11 protein-coding genes are annotated in these 12,310 nt (G+C 35.7%); 8 read left to right on the top strand and 3 right to left on the bottom strand.

The genetic code is table 11. From position 1 onward, the window contains the following. Nucleotides 1-123 precede the first annotated feature (123 nt). Nucleotides 124-327, bottom strand: coding sequence for a YlaI family protein (locus tag CW357_RS17115; RefSeq protein WP_124218681.1), 204 nt, complete (start codon nt 325-327; stop codon nt 124-126). Nucleotides 328-339: 12 nt separating this feature from the next. Then, nucleotides 340-840, bottom strand: a complete 501-nt coding sequence (locus CW357_RS17110) for a peptidyl-prolyl cis-trans isomerase (protein ID WP_119414748.1) — start codon at nt 838-840, stop codon at nt 340-342. Between the two features lie 176 nt (nt 841-1,016). Between CW357_RS17110 and CW357_RS17105 the strand changes: the two genes are divergently transcribed. The 3 genes from CW357_RS17105 to pyc all read left to right on the top strand — a co-directional run bounded on the left by CW357_RS17105 (nt 1,017) and on the right by pyc (nt 5,974). Then, nucleotides 1,017-1,298 carry an Fpa/YlaN family protein gene (locus CW357_RS17105; RefSeq protein ID WP_124218680.1) on the top strand — a complete coding sequence of 94 codons (282 nt, stop codon included), beginning with the start codon at nt 1,017-1,019 and terminating at the stop codon, nt 1,296-1,298. 62 nt (nt 1,299-1,360) lie between these two features. Continuing rightward, nucleotides 1,361-2,530 (top strand): FtsW/RodA/SpoVE family cell cycle protein, encoded by a 1,170-nt coding sequence (locus CW357_RS17100; RefSeq protein WP_124218679.1) that lies wholly within the window; start codon nt 1,361-1,363, stop codon nt 2,528-2,530. A 9-nt stretch (nt 2,531-2,539) separates the two neighbouring features. Beyond that, entirely contained in the window at nt 2,540-5,974 is a 3,435-nt protein-coding gene (gene pyc, locus CW357_RS17095; protein ID WP_124218678.1) for a pyruvate carboxylase, read from the top strand. Nucleotides 5,975-6,014: 40 nt separating this feature from the next. Here pyc and CW357_RS17090 read toward each other — a convergent pair whose 3' ends face one another. Further along, nucleotides 6,015-6,935, bottom strand: a complete 921-nt coding sequence (locus tag CW357_RS17090) for a COX15/CtaA family protein (protein WP_124218677.1) — start codon at nt 6,933-6,935, stop codon at nt 6,015-6,017. 324 nt (nt 6,936-7,259) lie between these two features. On the opposite strand from CW357_RS17090, the gene cyoE reads away from it, so the two are divergent. The 5 genes from cyoE (at nt 7,260) to CW357_RS17065 (ending at nt 12,229) form a co-directional block, all read left to right on the top strand. Further along, nucleotides 7,260-8,177 (top strand): heme o synthase, encoded by a 918-nt coding sequence (cyoE, locus tag CW357_RS17085; RefSeq protein ID WP_124218676.1) that lies wholly within the window; start codon nt 7,260-7,262, stop codon nt 8,175-8,177. 96 nt (nt 8,178-8,273) lie between these two features. Continuing rightward, the gene (gene coxB / locus CW357_RS17080) at nt 8,274-9,359 is read left to right on the top strand and encodes a cytochrome c oxidase subunit II (RefSeq protein ID WP_119414754.1); all 1,086 of its coding nucleotides are present in this window, start codon (nt 8,274-8,276) and stop codon (nt 9,357-9,359) included. A gap of 40 nt (nt 9,360-9,399) precedes the next feature. Then, nucleotides 9,400-11,271: a cytochrome c oxidase subunit I gene (gene ctaD / locus CW357_RS17075; protein ID WP_124218675.1), complete on the top strand. Its 1,872-nt coding sequence runs from the start codon at nt 9,400-9,402 to the stop codon at nt 11,269-11,271. Continuing rightward, complete coding sequence (locus CW357_RS17070; protein WP_119414756.1) at nt 11,271-11,897, top strand: cytochrome (ubi)quinol oxidase subunit III; 627 nt, start codon at nt 11,271-11,273, stop codon at nt 11,895-11,897. The genes ctaD and CW357_RS17070 overlap by 1 nt, the downstream gene beginning before the upstream one ends. Further along, nucleotides 11,897-12,229 (top strand): cytochrome C oxidase subunit IV family protein, encoded by a 333-nt coding sequence (locus CW357_RS17065; protein WP_119414757.1) that lies wholly within the window; start codon nt 11,897-11,899, stop codon nt 12,227-12,229. Before CW357_RS17070 ends, CW357_RS17065 begins: the two co-directional genes overlap by 1 nt. Nucleotides 12,230-12,310: the final 81 nt, after the last annotated feature.

Here is a 12,310-nt window from a genome sequence, read left to right as displayed (position 1 = left end):
TCCCCACCCCAACTATTTACAAAGAGCCTTTCTTTATAGTCCTTTGATAGAAAGTAATTAAATTTCTATTTAGATGGTTTTTATTAAAAAAACAGAGCATGTGTTAAATGCTCTGCATGGTTTCTAAAATTCTTCTTCCTCTTGAACTGCTCTTCGAATAAAACGGAAATTACCTGTAGCTAATCGTGCATTGGTTTTTTCAGTAATTCGATCTTGACAACTAGGGCACATATAAGTGTGGGTAGGGCGATTACGTAATTTCTTAGCTAATGGTGAGAAATCTGGAATATCGTTTAATGCATCACAGATTACACATTTCACTCGCATAGCATTACCTCCTTACTCTATATACATGCCTACGATTCCTGTTATAGGATTTTCGTAGTTAGAGCCATCTTCTAATAATAAGTAGACAGGGCCGTCTTCAGTCAACATTTGACCATTTTTACTAAATTGGAAAATAAGTTTTTTAGCTTCATCTATACTAAAACGTTCTTGCAATCCATCGGCTTTTTCAAAAACTACAGTAGTGGCGTTTTCTTTTGGTTCAGCATTGTTGATGAAAGGTTCAACTTTTATACCAAATGTACCTTTCATCATTTTTTGTCGATCAAATTTTCGTTCAGTTTTTAATGTTGGTGGGAAAGTAGCGCCTTCCATAATTTCACGAGACCAGAATTTACCAGCTTTTTCGATATATTCTTCGTCTGGGTCAACATCTGTTGTTTTTTCGATAAAATATGTTTCTAAATCCAGTTTGCGGTCATCAAAAATCCAAACTGTACAATCTAATGTTATTGGAAAGTTTACTGCACCTTTAATTTGAATGATGGATTCCATACTTTCTTCCTCCTCCGATATGCATTCCTTTCTTAGTATAACGCTTTTTACAATTAGATAGAAATAAATAATATTATTACTATTTAATTCATATGTGATACTTGCATTTTTTCTTTGCAAAAGCTAAACTTTATTAAGATAGAGTTGAAGAAATATCAGGTAATGGGGGCGTCCTCATGGATACAAAATCACAAAGTTCGTATCAGGAGAAAGCATTGGAACTCCTAATTGCCGATGCGGATAAAATAGCTAAATTGATAAGGGTGCAAATGGAACATCTTACAATGCCACAATGCCCCTTGTATGAAGAAGTTTTAGATACGCAAATGTTTGGTTTATCTCGTGAAATTGAATTTGCGGTTAAACTAGGTTTGCTTGAACGTGAAAAAGGAAGAGAAATTCTTGATTCACTGGAAAAAGAAGTGTCTGCATTACATGATGCTTTCACAGAGAAATAAGCGAAAAACTCAAACACAAAGTTGTTTGGGTTTTTTTGCTAAATAATAAACGAGGTAAAATCATGAAAACCTATTTAAAAAAATATGCGAAGTATTTTGACTACCCACTATTTTTTACATATATATTATTATGCTTGTTTGGGTTAGTCATGATTTATAGTGCAAGTATGTTTTGGGCAGTAAATACATTACATTATTCACCAGATCATTTTTATAAAAAACAATTGATGAATCTAACAATTGCTATATTCGCATTTTTAATTGGCCTAATCATCCCTTATAAGAGATACAGGGATAATGGAATGATGAAGTTAATCATTACAGGCATGCTTTTCTTATTATTTGCAGTATTTGTAGTTGGTTATAGCCCTGGTAATTCAGGTGCAAAAAGCTGGATTGATCTTGGAATCGTTAATATACAGCCATCAGAACTTACCAAATTGGGAATGATCTTATATTTCGCTGCGTTTTTCACAAAAAAGAAAGAAATAGGAAAAATAGATATTATAAACGAGTCAATTGTACCACCTCTATTTGTCTTTGGTATAGCAGTTTTCTTCATTGCCTTGGAGCCAGATTTAGGTGCAATTGGTCTGATTACAATTATAGTACTATCAGTTATGGCAGCAAGTGGTATGAGATTCTCTACTTTTGGCAAAATCGTTGGGTGTTTAATAGGGTTGGCTACTGCCGGACTCATTGGATTGTTTATCTTTAAAGACTCTTTCTTTACAGAGCGACGGGTAGGCCGATTAAAAGCATACTTAGATCCATTTAAAGATGCAAATGAATATGGCTATCAAATGGTAAATGGCTATTATGCTATTGGATCTGGTGGGGTAAAAGGCTTAGGACTGGGACAATCTATACAGAAGATGGGTTATTTACCTGAACCACAAACAGACTTTATCCTTGCAATAATTTCTGAGGAATTAGGAACACTCGGAATTGCCATTGTTTTATTTGGTTTAGGGTTTATTGTCTATAAAGCAATGCGACTAGCTATTAAAGCAAAAGATCCGTTAGCTCGTATGATTGCTGCAGGTATTGGTAGTTGGATTGGTATTCAAACATTCATAAATGTTGGGGGACTAAGTGGACTTATTCCTTTAACAGGTGTACCACTTCCGTTTATTAGCTATGGCGGAACTTCAATAATTTTGTTATCTTTAGCTATGGGGATATTAGCAAATGTCTCCATGATTGTAAAAAAAGATAATCAGCAATCCTAAGGGGGAAATATTATGCCGATAAAAAAAATTCTAGTAGCTAATCGCGGAGAAATAGCTATTCGTGTTTTTCGTGCTTGTACAGAAATGAACATTCACACAGTGGCAATTTATTCAAGGGAAGATAGCGGCTCTTTTCACCGTTATAAAGCAGATGAAGCTTATCTTGTTGGGGATGGTAAGAAACCAATTGATGCTTATCTCGACATTGAAGGGATTTTATCTATAGCTAAAGAGTCGGGTGTAGATGCAATACACCCTGGCTACGGTTTTTTGTCTGAAAATTTAGAGTTTGCAAAACGTTGCGAAGAAGAGGGGATTATTTTTATCGGCCCTACTTCAAAGCACTTAGACATGTTTGGGGATAAGGTAAAGGCAAGAGAACAAGCTGTAGCAGCTGGTATACCAGTAATTCCTGGTACAGATGGTCCGGTCAAATCTCTTGAAGAAGTGCTATCTTTTGGTGAGGAACACCAATATCCATTGATGATTAAAGCTGCTCTCGGTGGTGGCGGCCGTGGTATGCGCGTGGTACATAATGCAGAAGATGCAAAAGAAGCATATGAACGTGCAAAGTCAGAGGCAAAGGCGGCATTTGGATCTGATGAAGTTTATGTTGAAAAATGTATTCTGAATCCGAAGCATATCGAAGTTCAAATATTAGGTGACAAAGAGGGTAATTTAGTTCATCTATACGAAAGAGATTGTTCTATTCAAAGACGGCATCAAAAAGTAGTTGAAATTGCACCATCAAATTCAATTTCTCAAGATTTACGAGAAAGAATTTGTAATGCAGCTGTTCAATTGATGAAAAACGTTGGATATATTAATGCAGGTACCGTCGAGTTTTTAGTATCAGATGATAGTTTTTATTTCATCGAAGTAAATCCACGTGTTCAAGTAGAGCATACGATTACAGAAATGGTGACAGGAATAGACATTGTCCATGCTCAAATCAATATAGCAGATGGTCATACATTACATGGAGATGTAATTAGTATTCCTGAACAATCAAAAATTCCATTGTTTGGGTATGCTATTCAGTCACGTGTTACAACAGAAGATCCACAAAATAATTTTATGCCTGATACAGGAAAACTAATGGTATATCGTTCAAGCGGTGGTTTTGGTGTCCGTCTGGACGCAGGAAATGGTTTCCAAGGAGCTGTCATTTCTCCACATTATGATTCATTATTAGTAAAAGTTTCTACTTGGGGAAATACATTTAAAGAAGCAGCGGCTAAAATGGATCGAAATCTTCAAGAATTTCGTATTCGTGGTATTAAAACGAATATCCCATTCTTAGAGAACGTTGTAAGACATCCTAAGTTTATAGATGGTAAATTTAATACTAGTTTCATAGATTCAACACCAGAGTTGTTTTTATTTAGACCTGCGCGTGACCGTGGTACAAAATTACTTAGTTATATTGGCAATGTAACGATAAATGGTTTCCCTGGAATTGAAAAAAAACAAAAACCTATTTATCCAAAACCTCATAAACCACAAGTTGATCGTTCAATCATCATTCCTTCTGGAACAAAACAAATTTTAGATGAACGAGGACCAGAAGGCTTAGTTAAATGGATTCGACAACAAGATGATTTATTGTTAACAGATACAACCATGCGGGATGCGCATCAATCCCTCCTTGCGACACGTGTTCGATCATACGATATGCATGAGATCGCAGACGAAACAGCACGGATTATGAATAATTATTTCTCTCTTGAAATGTGGGGAGGGGCAACTTTTGACGTTGCATATCGATTCTTAAAAGAAGATCCTTGGGAACGTTTGATCAAATTACGTGAACAAATTCCAAATGTATTGTTCCAAATGTTGTTACGTGGTGCAAATGCAGTTGGATATAAAAACTATCCGGATAACTTAATCAAAGAGTTTATCCAAAAATCAGCAGAAGCTGGTGTCGATGTCTTTAGAATCTTCGATAGCTTAAACTGGATCAAAGGTATGGAAGTAGCTATTGATGCTACAAGAAACGCAGGGAAGATAGCAGAAGCGGCTATTTGCTACACAGGGGATATTCTAGATGATGGTAGAGCAAAATACACTGTAAACTACTACAAAGAAATGGCGAAGGAATTAGAGGCCGCTGGAGCCCATATTCTTGCTATCAAGGATATGGCAGGATTATTAAAACCAGAAGCGGCTTATCGTTTAATTTCAGAATTGAAAGAAAGCACTGATTTACCAATCCACTTACATTCACATGATACAAGTGGAAATGGTATTTATTTATATGCAAAAGCTGCGGAAGCTGGTGTCGATATCGTCGATACTGCTTTAGGATCAATGGCGGGGTTAACATCACAACCAAGTTCAAATAGTTTGTACTATGCTATGAAAGGTAGTAAACGCCAAGTCCGTGCGAATATTGAAGGCATAGAAAAACTATCTTATTACTGGGAAGATGTCCGTAAATACTATAAAGATTTTGAAAGTGGTATGATTAGCCCTCATTCTGAAATATATGTTCATGAGATGCCGGGAGGACAATATAGTAATTTACAACAACAAGCAAAAGGTGTTGGTCTGGGAGATCGTTGGGAAGAAGTAAAAAAAATGTATTCCCGAGTAAATCTACTGTTTGGGGATATTGTCAAGGTAACGCCTTCATCAAAAGTAGTAGGCGATATGGCGTTATTTATGGTGCAAAATGATTTAGATGAAAAATCCGTTTTAGTACGCGGAAAAACAATTGATTTCCCGGATTCTGTTATAGAATTTTTCCAAGGTTATTTAGGTCAGCCATATGGCGGTTTCCCAAAAGAATTACAAAAGGTAGTTTTGAAAGATCGTGAACCAATTACAGTTAGACCGGGTGAATTATTAGAGCCAGTCGACTTTAAAGAAATTCGTGATAAATTATTTAATAAATACAATAGACCAATTACAAGTCATGAAGTTTTGGCATACTCTTTATATCCAAAAGTATTTGAAGAATATATGGAAACAGCAAAAAAATTCGATAATGTGTCGGTTCTAGATACGTTAACGTTCCTTTATGGATTAAAGCTTGGAGAAGAAATTGAAGTTGAAATTGAAAAAGGAAAAACACTAATCATAAAATTAGTATCAATTGGAGAACCACAACATGATGGTACTCGTGTCCTTTATTTCGAATTAAATGGGCAACCTCGTGAAATTGTCATTCAAGATATGACAGTTGAAGTAGCAGGGGAACGTAAGCCAAAAGCGGATCCATCAAACGCTAACCAAATCGGTGCAACAATGCCTGGTACTGTATTAAAAGTAGTTGTTTCACCTGGTAGCCCTGTTAAGCGCGGTGAACATTTACTAATCACAGAAGCGATGAAAATGGAAACAACTGTACAAGCACCGAAAGATGGTGTTATAAAACAAATCTTCGTCGAAGCAGGAGACGCTATTTCAACAGGAGATTTATTAATAGAAATGGAATAAGTAATATAAATAAAAAATCCCCCGAAATTTGGGGGATTTTTTATTTATTATTAAAGTTTTGATTGCTTCTAGAAATTAGCATAATCATGTAACACAAAAGACCGAATAACAATGATATGAATAGCGTGTGCAATAAAGCAACAATAATATTAAGGCGTAATAGAACAACACCCATACCTGCTATAACTTGAAGACAAACAATGATAAATGCTAGAATCCATCCCCAATAAAGAACTTTTTGGTCTTTATAATGTTTAATGACATGGATTGCAATGATTAATATCCACACAAATATTAGGCCTGCAGCTAATCGATGTCCCATTTGTACCCATTCGTAGAAATTTTCTGGTAATCCTATATCATCATTTCGACAAAATGGCCAGTCACGACAAATTAAGCTTGAGTTTGTATGCCTTACTAGTGCGCCAGTATAGACTACTAGATAAGAGTATATCGTGACACCGATAGTATGCCATTTTAATGTACTACCAATATGTACATTGTTAACATTAAATTTCTGATCGACTTCAAAAATAATTAGAGTTAGTAAAAATACTGCTGCAAAAGAAATTAGAGAAATACCAAAATGCAATGCTAAGATGAAGTCGCCTTGTCCCCATAAAACTTGTGCAGCTCCTATTAATGCTTGAGCTATTAAAAAGAATACTGCCATAAAGGAAAGAAATTTCACTTCACGAACAGACCCAAGCTTTCTCCAGGACCAAACGGATAAGACCAAGATGAAAATAGATACAGAACCAGTCACAGCACGATGAGAAAATTCTATAAATACTTCTTTAGTAATGTGTTTTGGTATTAAGGAACCGTTGCAATCAGGCCAGTTTCTACCACAGCCCATACCGCTATCGGTTTTTGTAACGAGTGCCCCGCCCAATAAAATGAGCACCATTCCAATTGTCGCAGCAACAGCAAACCATTTCATGTATTTACTTTGTTGCATATTAAATTGACACCTACTTTGAATATAGTAATCACTTTTTGTGATACCTTTAGTTTTGATAATATCGAAAATGAAGGGAAAATACAACTTGTAAAAAGTATTGACAATCTTGCGTAATTGCTATTTCACAAATTGTTCATAATTTCGTATTATAACCTTCACAATTCAATAGATAAAATGATTTACTATATATATGTTGTGTAAGACCTAACGGTTCCCTATAGTCATAGATATAAAATTTCATATTTCGTCTAGAAATAATCACCGTTTTTAGTTATAGTAAGGTTAACAGATTATGCTTATCAATTTGAAAGGAGGGGTATAATGTCTAATAGCCGGGTGTTGTCTACTAGTAGAAATAGTGAGCCAAAAGCACGCTCCTTCGTGAAAGATTTCCTAGCACTTATTAAAATTGGAATTGTTAATTCAAATTTAGTAACCACTTTTACAGGATTTTGGTTAGCATTTCAATTTACTGACAGACACTTTTTACAAGATCTAGATATAATGGTTTATACTCTAATAGGGTCCGCATTTATAATTGCCGGTTCTGGGGCGATGAACAATTATATTGATCAAGATATCGATCCTGTAATGAAGCGTACAAAGTCAAGACCAACAGTTACTGGTAGATTTTCACCTTGGTTTGTCATGACAGTTGCCCTGTTCCTTTTATTTGTGGGCGAAATTTTGTTATTTAAGGCATCATATGCTGCCGGTGTTTGGGGACTTGCGGGAATTATAAGCTATGTAGTCTTATATTCAATGTGGGCGAAGAGAAAACTTGTAAGTAACACAATTGTGGGAAGTATTTCCGGCGCTATTCCACCGGTAATAGGCTGGGCTGCTGTTGATCCTTCACTAGGTATAGAACCCTTCGCACTATTCTGTATTATGTTTGCTTGGCAGCCTCCGCATTTTTATGCGCTTGCTATGAAGCGAACAGAAGAGTACCGTAAAGCGGGCATCCCTATGTTGCCTGTAGTTAAGGGTTTTGACAGAACAAGAAAGTCTATGCTATTTTGGGTAATGCTTTTGTGTCCGCTTCCGTTTTTATTAATGAAGTTAGGAGCGGGGTTTATCATTCTTGCAACTGTATTGAACCTAGGTTGGCTCGTACTTGCATTGAAAGGCTTTAAAGCTAAAGACGATTTAAAATGGGCAAACAAAATGTTCGTATATTCTTTAAACTATATGACCATTTTATTTGTTTCTATGATAATTTTTTCTGTCTTAAGCTAACTTTAGGGATTCTTTCTTTTTAGAGAATTCATATAAAACAACCACAGTCCTGGTTACACATGAAATACAACAAAGAAAGAGGGGTTTAATTAAGCTATGATGAAAGGGCTTAAAAAGTGGCGTCTATTTGCAATGCTAACTGCACTTATTGTTTTCCTTTCTGGTTGTGGTAAAAATTATTTATCTACTTTATCTCCAGCTGGTGAAGTTGCAAAAGAACAACATAATTTAATGCTATTAGCTACAGCAATTATGACGCTAGTTATTTTAGTTGTAGTAATTATCTATGTACTTGCACTTGTGAAATTCCGTCGTAAAAGAGTTGGGGAAGACGTAATTCCTAAGCAAGTAGAGGGTAGTACTAAGCTAGAAATTCTATGGACAGCTATTCCGATTATTTTACTTTTAATTTTAGCTGTACCAACAGTCGCTCTTACTTATAAACTTGCTGATACAAAAGCGATGGATGCAAAAGTGGCTGATGGACAAAACAAACCTGTTACGGTTAACGTAACTGCTAAATTATATTGGTGGCAATTCGAATATAAAAATGAAGGAATTGTTACATCACAAGAATTAGTAGTACCAACAGGTGAAAAAGTTTACTTCAACCTAACTGCAGGAGATGTAAAGCACTCATTCTGGATTCCTGCTATTGGTGGTAAAATGGATACAAACGTTGATAATGTAAATAAGTTCTATTTAACATTTGATAAAGAATCAAAAGATCTTGAAGACGGTGTATTCTACGGTAAATGTGCTGAACTTTGTGGTCCTTCACACGCATTAATGGACTTTAAAGTTAAAACTTTAAGCAGAGCTGACTTTGATAATTGGGTCAAAGAAATGAAAGCTTCTGATAAACAAGTTGCAACAGGTGACCTTGAAAAACAAGGTGAAGAAATCTTTAAAACTAGCTGTGTATCTTGTCACGCTACATCTGGTGTAGGTAAAGGTACTGGATTAGCACCAAACCTTGCTACATTTGGTGATCGTAATCGTGTTGCAGGTGTGTTAGATCATAACAAAGAAAATATTAAAAAATGGATTAATGATCCACAAGCCGTTAAACCAGGTAATACTATGCCTCAACCTGAAAAAATTAATAACGGTAAAAAATTCACAGATCAAGAGCTTGATGCTTTAGCAGCTTACTTAATGGGCTTGTCTGTAGAAAAATAATGTAAAATTTATTTGAATCATTTTGAAGGAGGTTAAGGTTTTGAGCTCAACTGCAAAGAAAAAGGGCTTTGGCGCAACAATTTGGGACTACTTAACAACAGTAGACCATAAAAAAATCGCCATTCTATACCTTATTGCCGGTACATTGTTCTTCGTAATCGGTGGTATCGAAGCAATGCTCATTCGTATCCAACTTGCAAAACCAAACAACGATTTTGTAAGTGCGGGACTCTTTAATGAAATTATTACAATGCATGGTACTACAATGATTTTCCTTGCTGCTATGCCATTGTTATTTGCGTTTATGAATGCTGTTGTACCATTACAAATTGGTGCACGTGACGTTGCATTCCCATTCTTAAATTCACTTGGTTTTTGGTTATTCTTCTGGGGAGGAGTTTTCTTAAACCTTTCATGGTTACTAGGTGGAGCTCCTGATGCTGGCTGGACTTCATATGCATCTCTATCTCTAGCATCACCAGGACATGGTATTGATTTTTATGCTATCGGTTTACAAATCTCAGGTGCAGGTACATTAATTTCAGGTATTAACTTCATTGTTACAATTATTAATATGCGTGCTCCTGGTATGACATTTATGCGTATGCCTTTAATGACTTGGACAACATTCGTTTCAAGTGCATTAATCTTATTCGCATTCCCTCCACTAACAGTGGGATTATTCTTTATGATCTTTGACCGTATGTTTGGTTCAAACTTCTTTGACCATACTATGGGTGGTAATACAATTATTTGGGAACATTTATTCTGGATCTTCGGACACCCAGAAGTATATATTTTAGTACTTCCTGCGTTCGGTATTTTCTCAGAAATTATCCCAACATTTGCTCGTAAACGTTTATTCGGTTATTCTTCAATGGTATTTGCGACAATCTTAATCGGTTTCCTTGGCTTCATGGTATGGGCTCACCATATGTTCACTGTAGGTCTAGGTGCAACTGCAAATGCTATCTTCGCTGTTGCAACAATGGCGATTGCTGTTCCAACTGGTATGAAAGTATTCAACTGGTTATGTACAATTTGGGGCGGTTCAATTAAAGTAACTACACCAATGCTTTATGCACTTGGTTTTATTCCATCATTTGTAGCTGGTGGTGTTACTGGGGTTATGCAAGCAGCAGCTCCTCTTGACTACCAATTACATGACTCATACTTTATCGTAGCTCACTTCCACTATGTTATTGTTGGTGGTATCGTGTTAGCATTACTTGCTGCTACTCACTTCTATTGGCCAATTATGTTTAATAGAATGTTAAATGAAACACTAGGGAAAATTACATTTGTATTCTTCTTTATTGGTTTCCATTGTACGTTCTTCGTACAACATTTCTTAGGTTTAATGGGTATGCCTCGTCGTGTATTCACTTACTTACCAAACCAAGGTTTGGATACGTATAACCTTATTTCAACAGTTGGTGCCTTCTTAATGGCAATCGGTGTTATCTTGTTAGTGATCAATGTTATTATCACAACAATTAAAAACAAACCATGTGGTCGTGACCCATGGGGTGATGGACGTACTCTTGAATGGGCAATTGAACAACCAGTACCATTCTATAACTTTAGACAAACTCCACTTGTACGTGGCTTAGATACTTATTGGATCGAAAAAATGGAAGGAAACAAAGAAGGAATGTCATATGCAGAACCTGTTACAGACATTCATATGCCTAACAATTCTTTCATTCCATTCGTAATGGTAATCGGTCTATTTATCTCAGGCTTTGGTGCACTTTACAATCAAGATACTGATAAACCATGGTCACTTGCAGTATTAATCATTGGTCTAGTAATTACTTTTGGTTCAATGGCTGTACGTTCACTTAAAGATGATCTAGGTTATCATATTTCTAAAGAAGAATTAATGAACGAAAAAGGGGGTAACAAATAATGGATTTAAAAACTAAATTCACCCCTCAATCATGGCCGGAACATCCAGAGCAATCAACTGTAGAAGGTAAAAATAAGGTTCTTGGTTTCTGGATCTTCCTTGGCGGTGAAACAGTTCTATTTGCTACTTTGTTTGCAACATTCTTAGCTCTTAAAAACAAAGGGCCAAGTGGCATGGAGTTCTCTACTCAAAGCTTATTTGAGTTACCACTTGCATTCATTATGACAATGTTACTGTTAACTTCTTCATTAACAAGTGTGTACGCTATGTACCACATGAAAAATTATAATTTTAAAGCAATGCAAGCTTGGTTAGCAATTACAGTAATTTTAGGTCTTGGATTCTTAGGATTTGAAATCTATGAATTTACACATTATGTGCATTTAGGATTTACTTTTACTCAAAGTGCATTTGGATCTTCTTTCTATACTTTAGTAGGTACACATGGATTGCACGTAGTTATTGGTCTTGGATGGATAATTTTATTGATGTTGAGAAATGCTAAACGTGGTTTAAATCTTTATAATGCGCCTAAATTCTTTATTGCGTCATTATACTGGCACTTTATCGACGTTGTTTGGGTATTCATCTTCACTGTAGTTTACTTGATGGGAGTGATAAAATAATGTCACATGACGTACACGTAGAAGCTAGAAACGATGCAGAATATAAATATTCTCGTCGTAAAGCTGGTCAAGCGATGCGTAATCAAGTAACTGTTTTTGCAGTTATGATTTTCTTGACTTTTATCGCATTCGCAGCAGTTCAAGCTGGATTTTCAGTTTATCTAGTTGTACCAGTGATTTTATTATTCGCTGGTGTTCAAGTAGGCCTTCAATTGTATTACTTCATGCATTTAAGTGAAAAAGGCACTGGAATAATTCAATTCTTTATGTATTCAGCAGTGTTAGTTGCATTCACAATGTTACTTGCATTTGTAACAATCATTTGGATTTAATGCAAAAGTAAATACTTTCAAAACCGAGTCTATTTCTTAATAGGCTCGGTTTTTTTAGTGCGCCCAGCATGAAAGTAATCT

It is taken from the genome of Rummeliibacillus sp. TYF005, from assembly GCF_003844195.1.
Taxonomy (GTDB): domain Bacteria; phylum Bacillota; class Bacilli; order Bacillales_A; family Planococcaceae; genus Rummeliibacillus.
The sequence above is the reverse complement of the archived record's forward strand: the minus strand, read 5'-3'. Positions and strand labels throughout refer to the sequence as shown.